Consider the following 24318-nt stretch of genomic DNA (forward strand, 5'->3'; position numbering starts at 1 on the left):
AACAAGCCGCAAGAGGCAGTCCGAATTTACATTCGGTGCTGTCTCTTTGTTTGTATACGCCTTCCGGCTGGGCTTGCATTCCAGTCCCGTTCAGACGCACAAAAAAAGCATGCATAAACGCCTGCATGCCTTCTATTCTGACCCGCGCATTTGCAGGCTATTGCTCATTCTTCTTGTTCAAGGCTTCATATAAAATTGCCAAATTCCGCTCAAGCGCGCTAACCAGCTGCTTACCTGCACCTTCTGGAAGGAGCCCTGCACGAACAGCAAAATCAACTTCCTTGGAGAACCCATACATCTGTGTATCCAATACTTCCTCATAGAGAGGGCAGTAGCGGGTAGCCAGATTCTCCATCTGTACTTCAATAAGCTTCTGTATTTTATCTGCATCTTCTTGAAGAAGACTGATCGCTTTCAAATTCAGCTGGTCCTGCAGATCAGATGAAGTCATGCATTTTTCCCCCCTATGTCCCAAAAATCGCGTAAAGACGTTCTACCTCTAATATTAGACGAAATGAAGAGCTAATACAAGAACCTGACCAAAATAAGCCCGCAAAGTTAAGCCTTTTGTTGAAGCTTAATCCACCTGTTCCAGCCACGTCCAGACGAGTATTCAGATCATTCCATGCCAAAAAACACCCCTGCCAAAAAAGGCAAAGGTGCTTCTTGAGAGCTATTACTCAGATGCGATGCTTACATTCAGTCCATGCTTGGCAAATACTTCTGACATGGCTGTTTTCGCTTCAACTGCATCTGGACCATGAACATGCAGTTCATAGCTGTGCGTGCTGATCAGCGTTGTAAACAATCCGAGAATACTTTTCACATCGATATACTTGTTCTCCGAATGAAGCACGATTGAAGAAGTAAACTTGCCTGCTGTTTGAGCAATTTCTACTACAGCCGCGTTATTACTCGACATAGGAATCCCTCCGTCTTTTTACGATTGGTATCATCTATTAATTACCACTACATGATACCGTGAATCCGCTTTCCTAGCAACAGCAAAATCCTGTTCTTACTTCAAACGGTCCGGATTCAAGCATTCCAGCTCAGGAATAACAAAGATACCGTCTTTACGAATCAGCACATCGTCAAAATAAATCTCCCCGCCGCCATAATCCGGACGCTGGATTAACACCAGATCCCAGTGGATGGACGAGCGGTTGCCATTGTCCGTTTCTTCGTATGCCTGACCTGGCGTAAAGTGCAAGCTGCCTGCGATTTTTTCATCGAACAGGATATCTTTCATCGGATGCAGAATATGCGGGTTAAATCCAATCGCGAATTCACCAATATGACGAGCACCCTCATCCGAATTCAAAATTTCATTCAAACGCTCTGTGTCGTTGCTTGTTGCTTCAACAATTTTGCCATCCTTGAACGTGAACTTGATATTTTCAAAAGTCACTCCATTGTACAGGGTTGGCGAGTTATAACTAATTGTTCCGTTCACGGAATTACGCACAGGGGCACTGTACACTTCGCCATCCGGGATATTCTTTTGGCCAGAACATTTCTCTGCACCGATATCTTTAATGGAGAAGCTCAGCTCTGTTCCAGGTCCGGTGATACGAACTTTGTCTGTCCGCTTCATCAGGTTAGCGAGCGAGTCCTGCGCTTTATCCATTTTGGCGTAATCCAGATTACATACGTCGAAGTAGAAATCTTCGAACGCTTCTGTACTAGTATTGGCGAGTTGCGCCATACTTGCGTTAGGGTAACGAAGTACAACCCATTTCGTATGTTTGACACGTTGTTCGCTATGTACCGGGTGGGAGTATAATGAATTGTACATTTTCATTTTTTCTTCCGGCACATCGGACAGATCATTCACATTTTCTCCCGCACGAATACCGATATAACAATCCATCTGTTTCATCCGGTTCAGATCAATCTCTGCCCATGTTTTCATCATTTCTTCTGTGGCATTTTTCAGCATCGCACGCTGTACGGTTTTATCAGTCAACTGTACAAAGACGTTACCACCTTTTTTTCCTACCTCTTCAATAATGGCGTTAATCAGTTCACGTTCCGATCCAATCATTTCAACCAATACATTTTCACCAGGCTGAACATCTACTGAATAGCCTACCAGGTTTGCTGCAAGCTTTTGAATTCTTGGGTCTTTCATCTTGGTAAAATCCTCCTGTCATCTGCCATACTTAAATTGAACAACGGTAAATTACGATACTATTGTAGCACGCGAACAGTCATCCCGTCAGCAGGCAGTCCCTCACTTCGTTTATTGATATGACTTGAAGTTTACATCGGTGACAAGGGCTTCTTTGTTACTTTTACGGTTGTTGTCCGTGTAACTCATCTGACTTTCAGAGGATAAACGAAGAGGCAGACTGCTCTTCCGATCTACCGTGAGATGATATACCGTCTGCACGCTCGCTTGTTTCATCATCTGTTGCATCGTTGTTTCACCCTGTTTCCAAACTTTCTCCAGATCCTTCTCAAGCTTCTCCTTACGCGCCCCTTTCACCGAAGCTGCCTTATGCATATATTCTGCCCGAATGGCGTTCATCTCGTCGTTTAGCTGGGTTACAGCCCATGATTTAGCGTCTTCCGGTGCAAGTTCAATCCGTAATGTTCTGGTTCGACGACCAGCGCCATACTCCGATTGGATGGTTTTGTGCATCCCATCGATCTTCTCCAATTGGGCAATTGGGTTAAAACGAGAAAGAGACCCACGCAGCGGCTCATGCTGCGCTGACAATGCCATCCATTGCCCTTGTTTCCGCTCGAAAGAGGCGCTAAACCCACTGGGCTGTCCATTATTTTTTACGGCAGTTGTTTGAATGCCTGTCCCCACAGCAGTTACTTCTCCAGGTAATCGGGTCTGAAGGGTCAGACGATCATGATTCTCCAGCTTGCCTTCAAACTTGAACTGATTCTCGAACAGCCCACTGTTCTCCCGTCGAAGTCCTGCCTCTCCTTCAAAACTCAACGTTTCTTTTCCCGCTATCCCCGATAAAGCCAAGGAAAAAACCTCTTCAGGCGTTTGATCTCGCTGGATTAATCCACAACCCGGAACACCAATAATCACGATGCTCACAAATAACCATAATGTACGTACCGAATGGCGGTTAAACATGTCTATCTTCATCCTTCCGTGAACTTTCTCCATAGATTGCCCCGCCCGTATACGCTTATACTTCCTTCTACACACAACTTGATTCTCCCATGCACAAAAAAAAAAGAGAACGACTCCGCAATTGGAATTGTTCTCTCTTAACGTGTTACATTCTGTTCCTCTACAACGATTCTGTTCCGACCACCATTCTTGGCGCTGTACAAAGCCATATCAGCCCGATAAAACAAGGACTCTACACTGACCTTTTCATCCATCCAATTCCACTCTGCGATGCCACTGGATACCGTAACGGGCGGTCTGGTCTCTTCTTCGACTCTCTTTCGAATCACTTCCGCATAATCTAACGCCTGCCTTACACTCACCTGTGGCATATAGATCGCCAGTTCTTCTCCACCCCATCTGGCACAGACATCCTCCGAGCGAACAGAGCTCGTGACGATCTCACTCACTTGCTTCAATACTTGATCCCCCGTCTGGTGTCCGAATGTGTCATTCACCTGTTTGAACTGATCAATATCCACCACTATGAGGGAGCCACAGAATTCATGAGCCTGTCGCTCGTGAATTACACTATCCAGATAATGCCTCACATACAGACCTGTCAACATATCCAGATTAGCCAAGCGCCGAACCTCGGCATGCAGCGTGGCATTTGACAGGGCAAGCCCGATATGAATGGATAACATCTGCAAGAGCCGATAGTTATCATATGAAAAGTAATGCTCTCTACTATGTCCCAACAAAATGGCACCCTTCACTTCACCATTAACTCTGATCGGTGATGCAATAAGTGACATGGACCCCGTATCTTCCATGAAAAAGGAGGACACTTTATCATATTGCGCATAATTGACTATAATAAGCGGTTCCTCTGTTCGATAGATCAAGCCTGCGATACCGTAGTCTACAGAAAAGGATTGGTGAAAAACATCTTTCACGTTAGATGACATCACTTCAAAGTCATTGGTACTGTCATTGAGTTGAAGAATGCAACACGTTTCAGCCTGGAATATTTCCTTTAACTCTTGCTCGGATAATTGATAAATCTCCGAAAGATGGAGGCTCTTGTTCAACCGCTGTGTAAGATCATTAATTAAACGGAGTTCCTGAATTAACATATTGGATTGTTCATGCAACTTGGCGTTCTCAAAGGCCGTTCCGGCAGTGTCTACCATCATCGTAATCAATTGCAAGTCCGATTCTTCCATAATCTCTTCATTCATTTCGATATGGAACACACCGTATATGCCTTGTTTGCCTTTCAGCGGAATCCCTACATCTACAATGCGGTTCTCTGCATCATGTGAGCGAGCAACAATCAGCTTACCTTCCATAAAAGAACGCACACAAATATCTTCTCCTCGCTCGTGGACAAGCAACGGTTTAATCCGTGGATCAGAGTTGCTCTGATCCTGAGACATATACAATTCGATATAAGTGGCCGGGTACAAGTAATCCATACTGTCAAATACCTCATCCAATATGGCCTCGACATCCATTTTGTCATGCATTCTCTGAACAATCTGAAAGAGGATGGACCTCCGGTGTTCCTCACGGGCTGTTTGTTCATGAGCATGTAACAGGTCCGTCATAAATATGTATTCGAATCTTCGGTAAAAGCAGGTGTGATAATGCAATGCCTCAGATTGAACCACAGCTTCAGACGTTTCATATCCATTGGATTCATAGATCACAGCAGTGAATACGGCAAACATATCCTTGTTAGTTCTGGAGAATAAGGGATGTGTTATTATAAGATATTCTCCGTGTTCGCTTGTCCCTTTAAGGGACAGGACCTGTCTCTTATCCAAACATTCCAATACCAGCCTGCGTGCATTTACGCCCGGATCAGCTTCATGATCGCTATCGTATCCTATGCAATCACCTTCTGTGTTCCACACGCTGTAAAAGGTTGATGGTCTGGCCAGCATTGAACCCACTCTGGAGTTCCAGTCACTGTATGCCTGCTCTAGCAAGCCGCCCAAATATGAAAAATCAAAAGGTGTGATATCCATTTTTTGCATCCACAACACATGCTCATCATGAGAACGAGGAGCTGCAAAAGATGCGGAATCGCCCGAACTTCTTGAATTCAAGCTGGCAGGTAAACTTCTTAGATGTTCTAACATGTCAGGCGCTCCTTTGCACCGTTTTTGCATCCACCAGGATGCATTAATCTGCAGACGTTATCGCAAACCTGCAAATCCGTTGCGATAACCTTGTTACATAAAGATGATTTAAAGTTAAGATACAATCTATTTTACTCTGTTTAAACCTTTTTTGCATCCATATTTCAGAAAATTGTCCCATTATTTTAGGCCCAATGACCTATCGACAAATTTAGACGTTTTTTTGCTTTTATTCTGCGCTTGACTTTGTTTCTCTTAAACTGTAATATAAATTGTTGATGAAGACTACTAAATGGGTCTTTAAATTTGGGCATTACCGGTTGTGTCACCCTCATTCTTTTTGTTGCTTTCAGGACAGCGGCTGAACTTTCCTGATCGTTCTATGCGAGGCCAAGCCCGCATCAACAAATTGGAGCGCAAACAGAGCCCTAATATGAACTTTAACTAAAAAGGAGCTACTTTAAACATGGCACGTTACACTGGTCCTAAATTTAAATTGAGCCGTCGCCTCGGCATTTCCCTTAGCGGAACAGGCAAAGAATTGAAACGCCCTTTCCCTCCAGGTCAGCACGGAGCTAACCAACGCAGAAAAATGAGCAACTACGGTATGCAATTGCAAGAAAAACAAAAATTGCGCCACATGTACGGTTTGGGCGAGAAGCAATTCCGCACACTGTTCTCTAAAGCTCAAAAAATGCAAGGTATTGCCGGTGAGAACTTCATGTTCTTGCTTGAGTGCCGCCTTGACAACCTCGTTTACCGCCTTGGGTTTGCTAACTCCCGCGCTGGAGCGCGTCAGTTGGTAGCACACGGTCACGTAACTGTAAACGGCAAAAAAGTCGATATCGCTTCTTACCAAGTAAGCACTGGTGATGTAATCGGCTTGCGTGAGAAGAGCCGCGCTCTTTCTTCCATTAAAGAAGCTTTGGAAGGCCGTTCGCATCTTCCAGCATACGTTGAATACAACGAAGCAGCTGTAGAAGGTAAATTCATCCGCTTGCCTGAGCGTGCTGAATTGTCCCAAGACATCGATGAAAAACAAATCGTCGAGTTCTACAACCGTTAATCGTTGCAATCACATTAAAGTTTCAATCCAAACAGCTGTCGAGATTTTCTCGGCAGCTGTTTTTCTATGCTTTTTTTAATTATCTTCATTATAGGAACGTAAATAACGATATAAAATATAGACTCCCTTCAGGAGAAGCACACATCCATATATACATCACAAGAATGACATCGAGGGGGATTAAACATGCATTTTTTTCGCAATCGCAAGCTCGCTGTTAAGCTTGGACTTTTACTCGGGATCGTATTACTCTGTTGTATTGGAGCCCTGATTGCATTTAATACCAAATCCATTTACGACAAAAGCCTCCAGTACGGCGAAACCGTTGCTGGACAGGCAGCAAACCGGGCTACGAATGAGTTTATGACTGACATTAATCAGGTTAAAAACACGTTGGACACCATGAGTACCACGTTATTGGATGCCGCTCAGAACGGATCACTCAACCGTGAAGAAGTCGTCAGACTCCTTGAACAATATCTGAAGAAGGACGAGAAAGTTTTTGGCTTTTATACGGGCTGGGAACCAAATGCCTTTGATGGAAACGATGCGGAGCACATCAACAAAAAAGAATATGATGATGGTACGGGGCGATTCGTTCCATACGTTATACGTGATGGCAACTCCCTGCATTTTGAGCCTATGCCTACTTATGAGGGAAGCGGTGAAACCAGTACTTACTATCAGCAGCCAAAGAAAACCAAATCCATCTATTGGTCCGAGCCTGTTACCTATACGGTTGGTGGTAAAGAAACACTGCTCGTTTCGATTGTCCTCCCTCTATTAGATGAAAACAAAAATTTTCTGGGCATTGTTGGGGCCGACTTTACCATTGATCGTTTTCAGCAAAATATAGCATCACTTAATCCGGATCAGGGTTATGCCATGCTTATTACTAGTGAAGGACAGATTGCTGCACACGGCTCCAAACCGGAACTGGCTAATGAAGGTGCCGTAATTCCATCTGAAATGAAGACAGTCATTCAGCGTATACAGTCTGGCGAATCTCAGTTTTACGCTACGGACCCTGAATTAGGTGAAGAACTGTTTATTGCCGAGCCCGCCAGGTTACAAGGAACGGATTCAAACTGGTACCTTGTATCGGCGCTGCCAAAGAGCCATATCCTTCAACCTTTCTATGACAGCTTGAACTGGTCCATACTGATTGCGGCACTGGCAGTGCTTATGCTTGCAGGTGTGGTTACCTACACCATCGTCTCCATTGTAAGGCAGTTGAATCAAGTTAATATCGTCGCTGGACAGCTGGCTGGTGGAGATTTGACACAAAAGTTACCTGTACGATCCAAAGATGAATTTGGCATCATGGCGGGTCATATGAATCAGATGATGGATACATTGCGACATACCATATCGGTTATATCCGAACATGCTTTATCTGTCGGCTCCACCTCTCAACAGTTGACCGCAGGTGCCGAAGAAACAGGTAAAGCAGCCGAACTGATTGCATTAACAGGAGTCGAACTTGCAGATAAAGCAGGTAAACAGGTGCAGGAGCTGCAAGAGTCCTCCCGTTCCATGAATGAAATATCTGCAGGGATCGGAAGAATTGCAAAGGCCGCCTCCGATGTATCCGATTCATCGCGAACTGTGGCCGAACGAACAACCATCGGAACGGATAAGATTCAGTCCGCTATGCGTATGGTCGATAGTGCCACTTCTTCTGTGCAGACGTCGATGACCGCACTGGAGAATTTCCGCCAACGTTCGGAAGAGATTGGCCATATTACAGGCATGATCACAGAAGTTAGCCGTCAAACCAACCTACTTGCACTTAATGCTTCCATTGAAGCATCGCGAGCAGGTGAACACGGGCGCGGGTTCGGTGTTGTTGCTTCCGAGATTCGTAATCTGGCGGAACAATCCAGAGTATCAGCAGCGCAGATTGCAGCGTTAATTCATAGCGTTCAGCAAGAGGTCCTTTCTCTCGTTGAAAATATGGGACATGGGAATGCCGAGGTGAGCCATATAGCGGAAGTGATTAATGAAAGTGGTGAACTATTCCTCTCCATTTCATCACAGATTACAGATGTTAATGAGCAGATTGAACATGTCTCAGCTATTGCACAGCAGATGTCAGCTGGATCACAGCAGGTTGATGCCACGTTAGTGCAACTCAAAACCATTGGTCATGAGACAGCAGATCATGCAACTCGTGTTGCCTCTGCCTCTGAAGAACAACTCGCATCCATGGAAGAGATTACGGCGGCATCTGCCTCACTGGCTAATCTTACGCAGGAGCTATTAGAACTGATTCAACGCTTCAAAACCTAATGTAGAAGACCTCCAAAACGACAAGTCATTCAGGCCACCCCTGTGAACCTCAGCATGGAGGTGGCCTGCTTATTTTGGCTTACAACTCATGAAATGTGCTTCAATATCGCATGATATATAGCATAATGCATGGCAGAATGGCAAATTTCGACCATTACTTGTATTTCTCAGGCATGCAAACCCGCCTTTTTATGCTATAATAAGTGCTGTTAAAAGGAGGAAGACACTGAATGGTTGATGTTAATAAGAAAAAGCCCGATGAACAGCCTGTACGCAAACGCAGTTTTGCCCGCAGACTGGGAAGTTTCGTCAAATGGATGGTTGTCCTTGGATTTATGGGGGCACTATTTGTAGGCGGTGCTTTGATGGGATACGTCAGTTCCATTGTGAAAGACGAGCCTGTCCGTTCAAGGGCCCTGATTGAACAAAAAGTCAGCGAAAACTCCATCACAGGCTTTGCTTACTTTGCCGACGGCAGTCCGATCGGTCAATTACGTACGGAAGAAGACAGGCGTCCGGTCACTACAGACCAGATCCCACAAAAGGTTATTGATGCTGTCATTTCGATTGAAGACAATCATTTTTACGAACATAAAGGTGTAGACATGAGCGGAACACTACGTGCCGTGAAACAGAAAGTGCTGAAAGAATCAGTACAAACCGGCGGTAGTACACTGACTCAGCAATTGGCGCGTCGTGTGTTTTTGAATCTGGATCGCACGGAAGATCGGAAAGTGAAAGAAATTTTGCTCTCACTCCGACTCGAACGTTTCCTGACCAAAGACGAGATCATGACAGCCTATCTGAACAAAGTTCCTTTTGGTAATGGTTCCAGCGGATACAACGTTTACGGAATCAAGGCGGCCGCCAAAGGATTGTTCAATATTAACGATCTGGAAAAAATCAACATTGCTCAAGCTGCTTATCTTGCTGGATTGCCACAACTCCCCTCCTCTTACTCCGCTTTTAACGGTAAAGGTGATTTTGTAGAGGAGAATTTTGACCGCGCAATCAACCGTCAGCATCTGGTACTGCGCCGTATGCTTGAACTGGGCAAGATCAATCAGTCCGAGTATGACAAAGCTCTTGCTTTTGATATCAAAAGCTCACTTGCTCCGAAGACCATCAAGGCTTACAACACTTATCCATATCTTATGATGGAAACGGAACGACAAGCTGCACAGATTTTGATGAAACAGTTGAATTCCGACACAGCTGAATCTACTGACAAAGATACGGATGCAGACACACCTCAGAAGGAAAGCAGTGCATTATTAGAGGAAGCTCAGACGCAACTGCGGACAGGTGGATATCGTATATACACGACCATCAACAAAAGTATCTACAAAACGATGCGTACCATTGCGGAAGATGACAGCAATTTCTCAGCAGATGATCCTGTCAAAGGAAAAGAACAAACTGCTGCCATGCTGATTAATCACAAAACCGGTGCTATTCTGGGCATGATTGAGGGACGGGATTTCCAGGATGAACAGATGAACTACGCAACGCAGATGATACGTCAGCCAGGTTCAACGATGAAACCTATTGCAGCTTATCTGCCAGCTCTGGATGAAGGTCTTGTCCAACCTGCTTCTATTATTGATGACTCACCGATCATTCTCAAAAATGGTCCGAGCGGCTACCACATTGCCAAGAATGCCAACAACCGGTATCAGGGACTGGTCACTGCCCGCAGAGCACTGAACTATTCTCTTAATATACCGGCTCTGAAGTTGTTTAATGAAGAAGTAGGGATCGAGAAGGCTTGGACCTTCTCCAAGAAACTGGGGATTACCACCATTCAGAAGGAAGACTATCAGGCTCAGACAGGTGTTCTCGGAGGTCTCCAATACGGTGTAACCGTTGAAGAATTAACCAGTGCCTATGGCGCCATCGCCAATAATGGTGTATATAACGATTCTTACATGATTAGCAAAATTGTAGATTCCAAAGGAAACATCGTTTATAAACACGATACTGAACCTGTCCAAGCCTTCTCGGAGCAGACAGCATACCTGATGACCGATATGCTGCGGACCGTTATTACAGAAGGAACGGCAGATAAAGTACGTGAGAATTACAAATATTCGAAGAGTGTGCCGATTGTAGGTAAAACGGGTTCCACTCAAAACTACGCAGATGTCTGGTTTGAAGGTTATACACCAGATGTCACACTTGGCGTGTGGGTTGGATACAAACAGCCAGTGAACACGCTGGAAAGTAAATCACAGAGAAAACGTGCGCAGCAACTGTGGTCGAAAATACTGAACGAAGTGATCGATACGCAAAAAGATCTGTTTGTCACGGATTCGTTCAAAAAACCATCTGGCATCGAAACGCGCACGGTGTCGGCATACAGTGGCAAGTTACCAACATCCATGACTGACAAATTTGTTACGGATATTTTCAACAGCAAGTTTGTTCCGAAGGATAGCGATGACGGTGTAGCCAAAGCCAAGTACATTACTTACAATGGTGTAAACTATATTCCACGTGACGGAACACCTTCGGACATGTTGAAGGAAAAAACAGTAATCAAGCGTAAAAAACCAATCTCGGATCTCATCAAAGAATTGCAAAATGCATTCTCACGTATGAGTCGACATGAGTCACTTGCTTATTATCTTCCTGAAGATGCTGGTGCAGACATGCCAACACAGATTGATCCAAGGACAGATAATGGCAAAGCTCCTGATGCACCAGGTAACGTACGCATCTCAACCTCAGGTGACCGAGCTGTCATTACATTTAATTCCACACCTGAAAATGATGTCGTGGGTTATCGTCTGTACCGTTCTGTAAACGGTGGAGGATTCCAGAACCAGGGTCAGGTTGTCTTGGTCGGTGAATCCAGATCATTCTCTGCATATGCAGCGCAAGGCGGCAACTTCGCCTTCTATGTAACGGCAGTGGATGTTGCCGGCAGGGAGTCTGCTCCTAGCGCTACAGTAAATAGTGCTGGTGTAGCTCCTCCTGTGGAAGAAGAGATTGATGAACCGATTGAAGTTCCGGGTACAGTCATTACCCCGGGAGAAACGCAGACCGATAATACAACAACGACAGCTCCAGGCACACCTGGTCAAGTCAGCGTATCCGCCCTCACTCAAGGACTGCGTATTCAATGGGCATCCAGTCCAAACGCAGATAGTTATACTGTATATTACAGTGAAACAGGCTCGGCTCCTTACACCAAAATTGGAACAACAGCGGGAAATACCATGGATTATGGAGTACCCGCATCGACCAGTGGATGGTTTAAGGTATCTGCCAGCAACAGTGCGGGTGAATCCGAACCTTCTGCAGCCATACATTTTCAACCCTGATTCAGACATAGCGTTCCAAAACAAGCCGCATCCTCAGACTGTATCTGAGTGTGCGGCTTTTTATTTGTATTTACAGCAGCCAAAAAGCCTGCTTCATGCCATTGGCATAAAACAGGCTTTTACAATCCATTTTAATGGGTAGAGTCACCGGATTGACTTCTCGTAGAGTATTAATCTCTCCCCACAGCCAGTTGTATTACCATCGATACCGACACATTGATGATCCTTGCACTGTCGTGTTAGTCTTCAATGGTGGATAGATCTCCTGTTGGCAGATCAAGCTCCCAGGCCTTCAGCACACGGCGCATGATCTTGCCGGAACGTGTCTTGGGCAGTTTATCCTTAAACTCAATCTCACGCGGAGCAGCGTGGGCAGACAGGCCCTCTTTGACAAAACGATAGATCTCTTCTTTCAGCTCCGGTGTCGCCTCATATCCTTCACGAAGCGCCACAAAGGCCTTGATGATCTCCCCACGTGTCACATCCGGCTTACCGATTACACCCGCCTCTGCTACCGCAGGATGCTCCACGAGCTTGCTCTCCACCTCAAAGGGGCCGATACGCTCGCCTGACGAATTAATCACATCATCAATCCGTCCCTGGAACCAGAAATATCCTTCTTCATCCATATAAGCGGAGTCACCGGATACATACCAGCCCGTAAGCCTGAAATACTCCTCGTATTTCGCAGGGTTATTCCAGATCTTCGCCATCATGGATGGCCATGGTGCCCGTATGGCCAGATTACCCATACTGTACGGCGGCAATTCCTGCCCGCGATCATCAATAATCGCTGCTTCGATTCCAGGTAACGGACGTCCCATGGAGCCAGGCTTGATCGGCATTCCGGGATAGTTACAGATCAGCTGTGCACCTGTTTCCGTCATCCACCATGTATCATGAATTCGCTGACCATAGGCTTTCCACCCCCAACGAACAACCTCCGGATTGAGCGGTTCACCGACAGACATGACATGACGCAGACTTCTCAGATCATGCTGGGCAATGGTCTCTTCTCCCGCTCCCATCAGCATACGGAAGGCCGTTGGTGCACTGTACCAGATCGTGACTTTGTTCTTCTGGATGGTGCTGTACCAATCTTGAGGACTGAAACGACCACCCCGTATCACATTGGTCACTCCGTTGAGCCATGGAGCAAAGATACCGTAAGAAGTGCCTGTCACCCAGCCAGGGTCAGCAGTGCACCAGTACACATCATCCTCACGTAAATCCAGAACAACCTTACCTGTATAATAGTGCTGAATCATGGCATTTTGAACATGGTATACCCCTTTGGGTTTCCCCGTAGAGCCTGAGGTATAATGAATAAGCAAACCATCCTCACGATTTAGCCACTCTACCTCCATCTCATCCGAAGCGGCAGACATCTCTGCATCAAAATCGATGAGTCCTTCTTCAGTCTGCGCGCCCCCACCCACAATAAATATATGTTTGAGTTCGGGCAATTCGGAACGTTTGATCCGTTTCAGTAATTCCGGAGTGGTGACGAGTGCTACTGCTCCGCTATCCTCCAGCCGATCCTTCACAGCCGTTTCCATAAAAGCTTCGAACAAAGGGCCCGCGATGGCTCCAGCTTTCAATATGCCCAGAAGACTAAAATACAGCTCAGGGCTTCGAGGCATAAAAATAAACACCCGTTCCCCTTTGGCTATACCATATTTGCGGAGAACGTTCCCGAACCGACTCGACTGTTCACTCAGATCAGCGAAAGTATAGGACTCTTCACGTGAAGCATCGCTATACAATAAAGCGGTTTTTCCGCCCCTTCCTTCCAGTACATGACGATCAATCGCTTCATGCGCCATGTTAACTTTTCCGCTGGCGTGCCACGTAAAGTGCCTTTCCACCGATTCCCAATCGAACCGGCTTCTCGCCTCCGTGTAATCGCCCAGATTAGATTCAGACACAACCGTTTGCAGCATCTCACCATGTGCTTGACTCATGCTTGCCAGCCTCCTTCAACTCGACATTTCGATTCCCGTCAGGGGTCAATTCTCATTGCCTTTGTGTTGACTGAACTTCCAGTTAGCGCTTACATTAGTAGAGAGAACTTCTCATCATGTACTTGCTCGGCCAAACAGATGTTAACTATACTGTATTGAATTGTGAACATTTTTTGTCTACGCAATTATAGCAAATCTTTTCAATTGTCGTCTATGGCTTTTCAATTTTTTGGATTTTTGCTATAACGGACCTTTTGAACAACCTCTATAAGTAGGAGAGAGAGGAGCATGAACCATGGAACATATCAAAGAACATCATATGCGTTCCATCTTCAAGTCCGGCCACCGAATTACTGTTGAAGGCCCCGTGCAGGCCGAGGAGATAACACGTCTTGCCTTCCATCCGGATCTGGATGCCTTTCGGCGCCCAACGGAGCAGCAGGAAGCTCTGGCCGAGATCGCAGCATTACCTGAAGGGCGAATTATCATTGCACATGAAAATGAAACGATTATCGGTTATGTAACCTTTCACTATGCAGATGATTGTGAACGATGGTCCGAGGGCAACATGACTGATCTGATTGAGCTTGGAGCAATCGAGGTTGCGGACGACTATCGCTCGCTTGGCATTGGTCGTGAAATGTTGCTTACGGCTCTGGAAGATAAATACATGGAGAATTACATTATTTTCACCACAGAATATTATTGGCATTGGGATCTGAAGGGCAGCGGACTAAACGTATGGGATTATCGTAAAATGATGGAGAGGCTTATGGAAACGATCGACATGACCTGGTATGCAACAGACGACCCCGAAATCTGTTCACATCCTGCGAACTGTTTGATGGTGCGAATCGGAAGTCAGGTGCCGATCACATCAGAAGAACAGTTTGATCGTGTACGCTTTCGCTATCGGTTCATGTACTAATTCAATGATCTGTTCGAAAAACGATATACATAACAAAAACCGCCTCTCGCAGCGTTACTCCATACTTCATGGAACAGCTAATCGAAAGGCGGTTTTTCAAGTTACTCCCATTACATATTTTCTAACATATGCTCCACAATACGGTGTGAACGCTGGGAAGATTCCACGGTAAATTCAGCAAAATTGACATGCGCCGAACCATCCGCTTTATCTGACATCCCACGCAGGACAACAAATGGTACTCGATTCATGTAACAGACCTGAGCAACTGCTGCCCCTTCCATCTCGGCACATGCACCGTCCATTTCGGTATATAACATGTTAACCGTATCTTTATTTGCAATGAATTGGTCTCCAGATAACACTTTACCGATCAGATAATTGGCTCCCTGAGCTTTACATGCTTCTTCAGCCAGTGTAATAAGCGAAGCCTCGGCAGGGAATGCAGATGTTTCCTGGTAAGGGATAACCCCGCGTGCGAACCCCAGTGGCGTTACATCCATGTCGTGCTGAACACATACAGACGATATAACCATATCTCCGATGTTCAGATCGGGGTTAACTGCACCCGCAACACCTGTGAAGATAATCCGATTAACCTGAAAACGATCAATCAAGATCTGCGTCGTAACCGCTGCATTTACTTTACCTACGCCTGATTTGCACACGACAATGTGCTTGCCCAGCCACTCGCCTGCAACGTATGTAATGCCGGTTTGTTTAACCGTCTCAAGCTGCTTCATACCTGCCAGCAAAAGCTCGACTTCCTCATCCATCGCTCCGATAATCCCAATCGTTTCACGCATCTTCCGATACCTCCTGTTTTACTTTTAACCTCATTCAGCACAAAAGCTCCGTCTCCGGAGCTTTCGCATATCCACTATGTAGAGAGAATGACTTCTCCCTTACTGTATATAATCCCGATTAAACTACATCTGCGTGACTTACAGACAGACGAAGAATCGTTTCATGCGGCAAAATAACCCGTGGGTTCTCTACATTTTCTTTCTTCATCAACTTGGTCAGCAAACGCATCGCTACTGCGCCAAGGTCGTACATTGGCTGAGCCACTGTTGTCAACTGAGGACGCACCATGGAAGCCATACGGATGTTATCCACACTAATAATGGAGAAGTCATCCGGTACTTTCAGACCGTCATCCTGAATGCTGTGAATGGCACCAATGGCCATTTCATCTGTAGCAGCAAAGATAGCTGATGGTTTTTTCTTGAGTCCAAGGAAATATTTCATTGCTTCCACACCGGATTCATATCGATAGTTACCAATTCGAACAAGATCCTCCTGATATTCAATCCCCGCTGCTTCCAGTGCTTTTTTGTATCCTTGGAAACGGGCATATCCATTCGCCGGATCTTGCAGTGTACCACTGATCATCGCAATTTCCTTGTGTCCATGACGAATCAGGGTGTTTACCGCGTCAAACGCAGCCGCCTCATGGTCAATATCCACCGAAGGGAATGTGCCCTTCTCATCACTCGTTGCACAAAGTACGATCGGCACAGCCGCAGACTGGAACGCCTGAATGTGTTCGTCCGTTACTGTTCCACCCATGAAGAGCAGTCCGTCTACTTGCTTTTCGAGCAACGTGTTAATAACACGAATTTCTTTTTCTTTCTTCTTATCTGCATTACACAAAATAATATTGTAGTGATACATATTCGCAATATCTTCAATTCCGCGGGCAATCTCCGCGAAGGTTGAGTTCGAAATATCTGGAATAACGACCCCGACCGTGGTTGTCTTCTTGCTTGCCAGACCTCTGGCTACCGCATTCGGACGATATCCCAACCGTTCGATCGCTTCATATACTTTTTTCCGCGTTTGCGGTTTGACATTAGGGTTATTATTAACTACCCGTGATACCGTTGCCATAGACACTCCAGCTTCACGTGCCACATCATAAATGGTTACCGTCACAGTACTTCTCTCCATTACCAGTAAATTTTCATACCATTTTCATTAAGATTTATATTACGACAAATTTTTGCATTAATCAATTAAAATAGGCTTTAGGACTCACCCAAAACATTCGTAAGTGTGGTTCTAGTAATATCTGAATGGGAAGTATGCCATACAGGAATTCCCTTTTTAATCAGGATCGCCTGTGGAGATTCGTGCTTAACACCTAGCTTATCTGCTGCTTCATTGGAAACTGGGCGATCTTCCACAACATAGATGATGCCGTATTTCACATTTTCATTGGCATGGTTATGCAAATAATCGTTCATCTCCTGATAAGCGTTTGAGCTGATCGGACAGCGCGTGCTATGCTTAAACAGAAGCAAAGGTTGATCCTTGGTAGCCTCCACTGCGGAGTTTAGCTGTTCAATACTTGTCATTTTAGTCATGTCAGCCATTAGATATACATCCCCCTTTACCAGGAATACCGCTATGTTGAGCGTTTTCACTCTTCGATATCTTAACAAAAAGTACGCGAAAAAGCCAATTTTCATGAAAACAAGCATTTTACACGTCAAAATTAGACAGCATTTGAGAAGTACTCCTGCCACACAAATCCGGATAATTGACTTAATCTGCGCTCCGTGGTCTCAATCCACGCTGTGTCACCAGACTTCGTTGCGTAGCCCATAATGTCCAGCAACAAATTGATACGCTCCTCCACTGCTTGCTGCATTCGATATTCCATCTCCCGATCAGTCGCATCCGGCCAGGCCAGCAGTAACTCATGAAACAGGTCTGCCAGTTCATTACGTTCACCAAAAGATACATCTTGTTTCACGGGCTGTTCACCCAATGTGTTAATGCATTCTGTTAAGTCCGGCTTGACCGGCGGAAGCACTTCATATGATACACAGTCTGTACACGCAAATACGGGTACGTTTCGAATCTCCACTTTTTTGGCGTATACCACTGTTCTTAATTCCAACTCCATTACATGTCCACATCTGCACGACTTGCGCACCACCATCACCTCATTCGTTCTATACTCTATATAAGTACCATTCGACCTATTTCGGCTCAAATCCTGCTATAAACGAAAGGTTGCACAAATTACCACTCCCTCCAGATGAAGGTTGTCGAATGCAGGCAGTTACTGACTTGTAATCGCTTCCTCCAAACTGAATATGCACTTCCATGAAGTCCCTTGGAGAATCTGTTACAATTAAAGACGCAACAGACCTAATCACCGCAAAAAGGAGAGATGGACATGAGATTAACTGGTAAAAAAGTCATCGCTCTGGTCGATGAAGAATTCGAGGATTTGGAATTGTGGTACCCTGTGCATCGTGTTCGTGAAGAAGGTGCAGAAGTGCATCTTGCTGGAGAGAAAAAAGGAAAAACCTATATTGGCAAATATGGTGTGCCTGCTGAAGCCGAATACAGTTTCAATGAACTCGATAGTTCAGATTACGATGGCATTCTCGTGCCAGGCGGCTGGGCGCCAGACAAGCTGCGTCGTTATCCCAAAGTACTCGAGCTTGTGAAGGAAATGAATGCAGATCGGAAACCGATTGGACAGATCTGTCATGCGGGCTGGGTGCTGATTTCTGCCAAAATTCTGGACGGGGTTACAGTAACCTCTACACCAGGCATTCGGGATGACATGGAAAATGCAGGTGCCATCTGGAAAGATGAAGCCGTTGTTGTTGATGGACATATCATCTCAGCTCGTCGCCCGCCTGACCTTCCACCTTATGGCAAAGCATTCTGTGATGCACTCGCTGACAAGTAAAAATAACCCCATTGTGCTCCCATGCACAGTGGGGTTATTTTATATAACAAGGTTTTCAATAAATAATTATCACAAATGTAAATATATTAACTTAAAGGTATTTATATCCATTTCCTCTAATCAGGATGCATTCGAACCACTTTGTTCGTCTGGACTTCCTGTGGAGTCATTAAAAACTTGCAATCGCTCCTCAATATCTCCACTGGTCCGCAGGGCGAAGCACTTTCGCGCTTCTTCTTTGGCGTCCGATGCTGTTGTGTTCAACACTCTGTGCTTCACACGTAACAGGGATTGCGGAGACATACTCAAGTGGCGAATGCCAAGCTCCAGCCAAAGTGGAATGGCACGCTCGTCCCCTGCCATCTCCCCGCACACACTGACATCAATTCCGGCCGTATGCGCCGCATCCGCTGTGGCACGAAGCATCCGCAGAACAGCCGGATGATAAGGGTGATACATATGAGCGATCTGCTCATTCATTCGATCTACTGCCAGTACATATTGAACCAGATCGTTCGTACCAATACTGAAGAAATCAGCTTCCTCTGCGAGCAGATCAGCAATCATCACCGCTGCAGGAACTTCAATCATGATCCCCACCTGAATGTGAGGGTCGTATGATAATCCCCGCTCGTCCAGATCGGACATCGCCTCACGGAGAATCTCATTGGCCTGTTGAAGTTCTTCCACCGAAGAAATCATCGGGTACATGATTTTGACATTTCCGGCAGCGCTGGCACGCAGAATGGCTGTAAGCTGTGTTTTGAACAAATCCTTGCGGTCCAGACTAATCCGAATGGCACGGTATCCCAGAAACGGATTGTCTTCCTCCGGCAGTTCAAAGTAATCCAGTTGCTTGTCACCACCGATATCCAGTGTACGAATAACAACGGATTGTCCTGCTGTTTTCTCTGCCACAAGGCGGTACACCTCATACTGTTCTTGCTCACCCGGGAACGTAGCACGGTCCATATACAGAAACTCTGTTCGGAACAAGCCTACCCCTTTGGCTCCTTGTTTCAAAGCAAGGTCCAATTCCTTCACCGAACTGATATTGGAAGCCAAGTGCAAAACGGCCCCGTCTTTGGTTACAGCATCCACGGTAGCAAGAACTTGAAGTTGTTCCTTTTTCTTCAGTTGTTTGCTGCGAAGCATGGTATAACGTTCAATTGTCTTGCGATCCGGGTCCGTAAATACCAAGCCATTGTCACCATCCACCACAAGCATATCCCCTGTCTCTACTGGCATGCCAAGACTCGCTTCCAGACCGGAAACGAGAGGAATGCCAAGGGCACGAGCCATAATCGCAGAATGTGATGTTTTCCCGCCAATCAAGGTCACAATGCCTAGTACATGGGTGGGATTCAGATGCGCCAGTTGAGATGGCGACAGTTCTTTGGCAACGAGTACATACGGCTGGGTATCCGAAGGAAGTGTAATCTCCGGTGCACCAAGCAAATGCTTGAGCAGACGGTTGCCCACATCCTTGATGTCAATGGCACGCTCCTTCATATACTCGTCTTCCAGCAAGTCAAACATCGTGACAAAATGGTCTATGGCTTCTTTGACCGCCACTTCTGCTGCCTTATATTGACGCTCAATAATACCGCGAATTTCGTTCATGAATACCGGATCTTCCAGGATTGCCAGATGTGCATCAAAGATACTGGATTCCTCTGGACCAACAACTTCTTTGAACTCATTTTTGATATATTCGATCTCATCCTTTGATGTCCGTATGCCCTCATACAACCGTTCGAACTCTTGGGCGAGATCCACCGAATCCATCTTCTGATCCGGCAGATCCCATTCCCAACTGGGCAGGACAAATGCTTTGCCGATGGCTATGCCTGCAGCTCCGTTGATGCCTTGTATCTTCATTCTACCCCTCCAACGTTCCTGTCATAGAGCACCACGGACATAACGGATGCCTGACCTTTCTTAACTTGCTTAAATGGAGCAAAACTCCATGATTTTACACGATCCGGATTCGTAATTACCATTGGTGTTGTCAGTGACGCCGCTTGCTCACGGAGTACTGCCAGATCAAACTTGATCAACAACTGCCCTGGCTCCACCGTATCGCCCTCCTGAACAAAAGCTTCAAAATGTCCTTTCAACTGAGAGGTATCGATGCCGATATGCAGTAACACCTCAAGCCCCTCACGGGTAGAAATACCCAAGGCATGCATGGTCGGGTACAGGTGCATAATCGTTCCGTACACGGGTGAGACCAGCTCTCCCTTTTCCGGAACAAAGGCTACACCATCACCGACAAGCTTGGCTGCAAAGATCTGATCCGGCACCTCTTCAATCGGGAGCATTTTGCCCTGAACGGGGGCACAGAACAGAACCTGTTGCAGATCTCTTTCCAGCAGCTTCGCGATTTCTTCCCGAATCAATTCCGAGTAGGTCCCGAATACCACCTGTACATTACCGCCACCCAGCTTGATCAGTCCAGCGGACCCCATACTCTTCATGGCACCCGTGTCGATCAGGCGGTCATCATGCACAGTCAGGCGAAGACGTGTAATACAAGCTTCAACCTGTACAATGTTACTCTTCCCACCCAATGCTTCGAGGATTAAAGGTGCCTGATAAGGAATGTTACCTACCCAATCTTCCAGCATGGAGCCCTCTTCACGTCCTGGTGTTGGAATCTTGAACGTACGAATCGCCCATCGGAACAGGAAGTAATAAACCAGCCCATATAGTATGCCAATCGGAATGAGTTTCCAAGCATTCTCCGATAGATGGAAATTGAGTATGTAATCAATAATACCTGCGGAGTAAGAAAATCCATGCCGGATATCAAGCCAGTAACTAATCCACATGGCAACGCCGGACATCACTGCATGCACGATGAACAGATAAGGTGCCGCGAACAAAAAAGCAAACTCAATCTGTTCCGATACCCCGGTTAGAAAACAAACGAGTGCCGATGTCAGAAAAGTTTTCTTGATTTTTGGTTTCAGATCTTCCCTGGCTTCCTGAATAATAGCAAAGGCTATTGCCGGAATGGCAAACATCATGATGGGAAACAAACCCGCCATAAAGAATCCTGCTGTTGGATCACCTGCAAAAAATCGGGGCAAATCCCCTTGCACAATGTTACCATCAGGCGTTTCAAACGTCCCTAACTGGAACCAAAACACATTGTTAAGCAGGTGATGAAGCCCAAAAGCGACCAGCACCCTGTATAACACTCCATAGATGAACAGACCAAACCCCCCGAGACTGTATTCCCAAGTAGCAATGCCGTTCAATCCATGCTGTAGGATCGGAGCGAGCCATAACATAAAACAGGAGAACAATGCCGAACAAAGTCCGACGATGAGTAAAACAAACCTTGAACCTCCAAAAAATTGTAAAATTTCAGGCAGTTTAATGCTTTTAAACCGATTATGCATCCCACCGGCAAGCGCGCCGAGTATGATTCCGATTAAGGAAGCGGGCTGAACAGTGCCATCCCCAAAGTTCCGAGTCACCTGATCATATATCACGATACCAGCCAGAGCAGCAAGTCCCGCTTGTCCGGCCTGGTTGGAGAGTCCCAGTGCTACACCGACAGCGAACAGATACGGTAAGAAATAAAAAATACCGTGTCCGGCCACGGTAGACACTTCACCGACAATATCCAATCCCCAGGCGTCCCAAGGCAGACTGCCAACACTGAGCAAAATTGCGGCGGCGGGCAGGACCATTGTAGGCAGCATTACCGCTCGTCCGAGCTGCTGCAAGGATCCGAGCCAATTCATGGCGACCTCTCCTTTCTATCCTAGATGGTAAGCTTTACGCAACGTTTTGTCAAAGCAAAACAGTAACCAATTGGTAATTAAATCGGCAAAAATAGAACAGAAAAAATCCCGTCAACTTCAAGTTAACGGGATTCAACCTATGTTCATTCAATTGGTTCAGATCAGGAGATCATTCGATCACAGGTGAACGAGCCTCTCAGCCGCGTCCAGCGCCGCGCAGAACGATGGAATCCTCTACCTTGATACAACGATTCGTTACCGCTGTCATGCCGTTCTCAGCAGCAATCTGGACCGCTTCATCACTATGGATGCCAAGCTGTAGCCACAGGACATTCGCTTTGATGGCAGCGGCGTCACGTGCTACATCCGCGCAGAACTCATCGCGACGAAACACATTGACAATGTCTACCGGCTCTGGAATATCCGCGAGGGTGGCATATACGGTCTCACCAAGGATTTCACCTTGCACCTGTGGGTTAACCGGGATGATGCGGTAGCCTCTGCTCTGCATGGCTTCAGCCACCATATAGGAAGTGCGATCCGATTTGTCTGATAAACCAACGACTGCGATGTTGCCTGCCTTGCGCAAAAGTTGCCCAATTTCTTCACGAGTAGGGTTGTTAAATTCCATGTTCAAGCACCATCCTTTTCTGATTAAAGTGCGTGTTCAAAAGACTGATTTTCAGTTATTACTCTTTTACCCATTGAACCGAGGCGCCAAGCGCCTGCAAATGATCGAAATATTGCGGATAAGACTTGGCTACATGGTGTGCATCCCGAATAAGAAGCGGCTCCTTGGAACGCAGACCAACGACTGTAAGCGCCATAATTACGCGATGGTCGAAGTGAGCGTTAATCTCAACGCCGCCTTCTACGCCTTCCGGACGTCCGTGTACGATAATCTCAGCTTGACGCTCTTCGACGTTCGCTCCTGCTTTCCGCAGCTCGTTCAAGTAATCGGTGATTCGGTCACATTCCTTGTAACGCAGGTTCTCTACATTATAGAACCGTGACGTGCCTTCCGCAAACACAGCTGCGGCTACCATCGCCAAAACAGCGTCTGTTGCGGCATCCCCGTCGAATTCGATCGCTTTCAGTCTGCCATTTCCTTGAACGTGTACGACATCGTTCTCATGTGTCAACGGCACTTCCATCATGCGCAGCACGTCAACGATGGCACGTTCGCCCTGTTTGCTCTGCTCCATCAGGCGCAGAATTTTCACATCAGACTGTGTAACCGCTGCTGCTGCAAGAACCGCTGCTGATCCAGGATAATCGCCTTGAACTGTGTAGATCGTTGGCTGGTAAGCCTGTCCACCTGGTACACGGAAGGACATGTAATCATCACTTGCATGGATAACGATGCCTGCCTGCTCCAGCACTTCCAGCGTCTGTCCGATAACGACCTTGGACTTCAGGTCATTCAGCACTTCAATGGTGCTGTCTTCTGCAAGCAAAGGCGTAACAAACAACAAAGCACTCAGATATTGGGAGCTGACGGAGCCGGATACACGAATGTGTCCACCCTTGGCATTGCCACCTTTGATAGTAATCGGCAGGCGTCCTTGTTCGTGCTGTACATCTACACCCAATTGACCAAGCGCATCGATCAGGTCATCATGTGGACGTTTGCCCAAAGAATCCGGGTACGTATTCACAAAAGTAACTTCAGGGCAGAGCGCTGTAACACCCATCAGGAAACGAAGTACAGCACCTGCATTCCCTACATTTAATTCACGCACATCACGTGGATGACTGCCAAAGCCCTCGATCACAATCTTGCTGTCGTCTTCTTCCAGCACTGCCCCCAGATCGCGAATACATCTGCGCATGGCGTCACTGTCTTCACTGTGTGCCGGGAAATGGATGGTACTTGTGCCTTCTGCCAGCGCAGCAGCCAGCAAATAGCGAGTCGTGTAGTTTTTGGAGGACAGAGCCCCGATTTCCCCGTTCAGAGTGGGGGTTGGTTTAACAATAACGTCCATGGATGAAATTCTCCTTCATTGATTATATTGTGGCCAAATTGACATTCCATGC

The 24318-nt window shown here is 46.4% G+C and carries 19 protein-coding genes; 5 read left to right on the top strand and 14 right to left on the bottom strand.

From position 1 onward, the window contains the following. Positions 1–157 precede the first annotated feature (157 nt). The 5 genes from ACETMN_RS23055 to ACETMN_RS23075 form a co-directional block, all read right to left on the bottom strand. On the bottom strand, positions 158–451 hold the full coding sequence (locus ACETMN_RS23055) for a YlaN family protein (protein WP_017687426.1): 294 nt from the start codon (positions 449–451) through the stop codon (positions 158–160). Positions 452–676: 225 nt separating this feature from the next. Continuing rightward, positions 677–922, bottom strand: coding sequence for an HPr family phosphocarrier protein (locus ACETMN_RS23060; RefSeq protein WP_411735187.1), 246 nt, complete (start codon positions 920–922; stop codon positions 677–679). Positions 923–1018: 96 nt separating this feature from the next. Then, the gene (locus tag ACETMN_RS23065; protein ID WP_091014275.1) at positions 1019–2134 is read right to left on the bottom strand and encodes an aminopeptidase; all 1116 of its coding nucleotides are present in this window, start codon (positions 2132–2134) and stop codon (positions 1019–1021) included. 111 nt (positions 2135–2245) lie between these two features. Continuing rightward, on the bottom strand, positions 2246–3103 hold the full coding sequence (locus ACETMN_RS23070) for a hypothetical protein (RefSeq protein WP_091014273.1): 858 nt from the start codon (positions 3101–3103) through the stop codon (positions 2246–2248). A 137-nt stretch (positions 3104–3240) separates the two neighbouring features. Next, positions 3241–5232, bottom strand: a complete 1992-nt coding sequence (locus ACETMN_RS23075) for a sensor domain-containing diguanylate cyclase (protein WP_091014271.1) — start codon at positions 5230–5232, stop codon at positions 3241–3243. Between the two features lie 466 nt (positions 5233–5698). Here ACETMN_RS23075 and rpsD point away from each other — a divergent pair, with 466 nt between their 5' ends. The 3 genes from rpsD to ACETMN_RS23090 all read left to right on the top strand — a co-directional run bounded on the left by rpsD (position 5699) and on the right by ACETMN_RS23090 (position 11916). Next, positions 5699–6298: a 30S ribosomal protein S4 gene (gene rpsD, locus ACETMN_RS23080; RefSeq protein WP_076211410.1), complete on the top strand. Its 600-nt coding sequence runs from the start codon at positions 5699–5701 to the stop codon at positions 6296–6298. 186 nt (positions 6299–6484) lie between these two features. Beyond that, entirely contained in the window at positions 6485–8590 is a 2106-nt protein-coding gene (locus ACETMN_RS23085; RefSeq protein ID WP_091014268.1) for a methyl-accepting chemotaxis protein, read from the top strand. 230 nt (positions 8591–8820) lie between these two features. Further along, the gene (locus ACETMN_RS23090) at positions 8821–11916 is read left to right on the top strand and encodes a transglycosylase domain-containing protein (RefSeq protein WP_091014264.1); all 3096 of its coding nucleotides are present in this window, start codon (positions 8821–8823) and stop codon (positions 11914–11916) included. Positions 11917–12155: 239 nt separating this feature from the next. Here the strand turns inward: ACETMN_RS23090 and acsA are convergent, their stop codons facing one another. Then, complete coding sequence (gene acsA / locus ACETMN_RS23095) at positions 12156–13880, bottom strand: acetate--CoA ligase (protein ID WP_091014261.1); 1725 nt, start codon at positions 13878–13880, stop codon at positions 12156–12158. A 295-nt stretch (positions 13881–14175) separates the two neighbouring features. Between acsA and ACETMN_RS23100 the strand changes: the two genes are divergently transcribed. Then, positions 14176–14808, top strand: a complete 633-nt coding sequence (locus tag ACETMN_RS23100; protein ID WP_091014259.1) for a GNAT family N-acetyltransferase — start codon at positions 14176–14178, stop codon at positions 14806–14808. Between the two features lie 110 nt (positions 14809–14918). On the opposite strand, the gene ACETMN_RS23105 is transcribed toward ACETMN_RS23100, so the two are convergent. From ACETMN_RS23105 to ACETMN_RS23120, 4 genes are all read right to left on the bottom strand, one after another. Continuing rightward, positions 14919–15614 carry a 5'-methylthioadenosine/adenosylhomocysteine nucleosidase gene (locus ACETMN_RS23105; protein ID WP_091014256.1) on the bottom strand — a complete coding sequence of 232 codons (696 nt, stop codon included), beginning with the start codon at positions 15612–15614 and terminating at the stop codon, positions 14919–14921. Between the two features lie 118 nt (positions 15615–15732). Further along, positions 15733–16746, bottom strand: coding sequence for a catabolite control protein A (gene ccpA, locus ACETMN_RS23110; protein ID WP_036614690.1), 1014 nt, complete (start codon positions 16744–16746; stop codon positions 15733–15735). Between the two features lie 92 nt (positions 16747–16838). After that, positions 16839–17186: a bacillithiol system redox-active protein YtxJ gene (ytxJ, locus tag ACETMN_RS23115; protein WP_091014252.1), complete on the bottom strand. Its 348-nt coding sequence runs from the start codon at positions 17184–17186 to the stop codon at positions 16839–16841. A gap of 122 nt (positions 17187–17308) precedes the next feature. Then, positions 17309–17722, bottom strand: coding sequence for a hypothetical protein (locus ACETMN_RS23120; protein ID WP_091014249.1), 414 nt, complete (start codon positions 17720–17722; stop codon positions 17309–17311). Positions 17723–17998: 276 nt separating this feature from the next. On the opposite strand from ACETMN_RS23120, the gene ACETMN_RS23125 reads away from it, so the two are divergent. Beyond that, positions 17999–18523 (top strand): type 1 glutamine amidotransferase domain-containing protein, encoded by a 525-nt coding sequence (locus tag ACETMN_RS23125; protein WP_091014246.1) that lies wholly within the window; start codon positions 17999–18001, stop codon positions 18521–18523. A 120-nt stretch (positions 18524–18643) separates the two neighbouring features. On the opposite strand, the gene ptsP is transcribed toward ACETMN_RS23125, so the two are convergent. The 4 genes from ptsP to aroA form a co-directional block, all read right to left on the bottom strand. Continuing rightward, on the bottom strand, positions 18644–20404 hold the full coding sequence (ptsP, locus tag ACETMN_RS23130) for a phosphoenolpyruvate--protein phosphotransferase (RefSeq protein ID WP_091014243.1): 1761 nt from the start codon (positions 20402–20404) through the stop codon (positions 18644–18646). Further along, positions 20401–22281: a glucose PTS transporter subunit IIA gene (locus tag ACETMN_RS23135; RefSeq protein ID WP_036674872.1), complete on the bottom strand. Its 1881-nt coding sequence runs from the start codon at positions 22279–22281 to the stop codon at positions 20401–20403. Before ACETMN_RS23135 ends, ptsP begins: the two co-directional genes overlap by 4 nt. 196 nt (positions 22282–22477) lie before the next feature. Then, entirely contained in the window at positions 22478–22912 is a 435-nt protein-coding gene (locus ACETMN_RS23140; protein ID WP_091014241.1) for a CoA-binding protein, read from the bottom strand. Positions 22913–22970: 58 nt separating this feature from the next. Continuing rightward, positions 22971–24266, bottom strand: a complete 1296-nt coding sequence (gene aroA / locus ACETMN_RS23145) for a 3-phosphoshikimate 1-carboxyvinyltransferase (RefSeq protein WP_091014237.1) — start codon at positions 24264–24266, stop codon at positions 22971–22973. Positions 24267–24318: the final 52 nt, after the last annotated feature.

This window comes from Paenibacillus sp. M2 (assembly GCF_046713495.1).
Classification (GTDB): domain Bacteria; phylum Bacillota; class Bacilli; order Paenibacillales; family Paenibacillaceae; genus Paenibacillus; species Paenibacillus amylolyticus_B.

Excerpts from the sequence above, each read along its gene's own strand:
- ACETMN_RS23085 (WP_091014268.1), top strand. The coding sequence starts at position 6,485 with ATGCATTTTTTTCGCAATCGCAAGCTCGCTGTTAAGCTTGGACTTTTA.
- ACETMN_RS23125 (WP_091014246.1), top strand. The coding sequence starts at position 17,999 with ATGAGATTAACTGGTAAAAAAGTCATCGCTCTGGTCGATGAAGAATTC.
- ACETMN_RS23090 (WP_091014264.1), top strand. The coding sequence starts at position 8,821 with ATGGTTGATGTTAATAAGAAAAAGCCCGATGAACAGCCTGTACGCAAA.
- ptsP (WP_091014243.1), bottom strand. The coding sequence starts at position 20,404 with ATGAAGATACAAGGCATCAACGGAGCTGCAGGCATAGCCATCGGCAAA.
- ACETMN_RS23060 (WP_411735187.1), bottom strand. The coding sequence starts at position 922 with ATGTCGAGTAATAACGCGGCTGTAGTAGAAATTGCTCAAACAGCAGGC.
- ACETMN_RS23135 (WP_036674872.1), bottom strand. The coding sequence starts at position 22,281 with ATGAATTGGCTCGGATCCTTGCAGCAGCTCGGACGAGCGGTAATGCTG.
- ACETMN_RS23120 (WP_091014249.1), bottom strand. The coding sequence starts at position 17,722 with ATGGAGTTGGAATTAAGAACAGTGGTATACGCCAAAAAAGTGGAGATT.
- acsA (WP_091014261.1), bottom strand. The coding sequence starts at position 13,880 with ATGAGTCAAGCACATGGTGAGATGCTGCAAACGGTTGTGTCTGAATCT.
- ACETMN_RS23140 (WP_091014241.1), bottom strand. The coding sequence starts at position 22,912 with ATGGAATTTAACAACCCTACTCGTGAAGAAATTGGGCAACTTTTGCGC.
- ACETMN_RS23075 (WP_091014271.1), bottom strand. The coding sequence starts at position 5,232 with ATGTTAGAACATCTAAGAAGTTTACCTGCCAGCTTGAATTCAAGAAGT.
- ACETMN_RS23065 (WP_091014275.1), bottom strand. The coding sequence starts at position 2,134 with ATGAAAGACCCAAGAATTCAAAAGCTTGCAGCAAACCTGGTAGGCTAT.
- rpsD (WP_076211410.1), top strand. The coding sequence starts at position 5,699 with ATGGCACGTTACACTGGTCCTAAATTTAAATTGAGCCGTCGCCTCGGC.
- ACETMN_RS23070 (WP_091014273.1), bottom strand. The coding sequence starts at position 3,103 with ATGTTTAACCGCCATTCGGTACGTACATTATGGTTATTTGTGAGCATC.
- ytxJ (WP_091014252.1), bottom strand. The coding sequence starts at position 17,186 with ATGGCTGACATGACTAAAATGACAAGTATTGAACAGCTAAACTCCGCA.
- aroA (WP_091014237.1), bottom strand. The coding sequence starts at position 24,266 with ATGGACGTTATTGTTAAACCAACCCCCACTCTGAACGGGGAAATCGGG.
- ACETMN_RS23100 (WP_091014259.1), top strand. The coding sequence starts at position 14,176 with ATGGAACATATCAAAGAACATCATATGCGTTCCATCTTCAAGTCCGGC.
- ACETMN_RS23055 (WP_017687426.1), bottom strand. The coding sequence starts at position 451 with ATGACTTCATCTGATCTGCAGGACCAGCTGAATTTGAAAGCGATCAGT.
- ACETMN_RS23105 (WP_091014256.1), bottom strand. The coding sequence starts at position 15,614 with ATGCGTGAAACGATTGGGATTATCGGAGCGATGGATGAGGAAGTCGAG.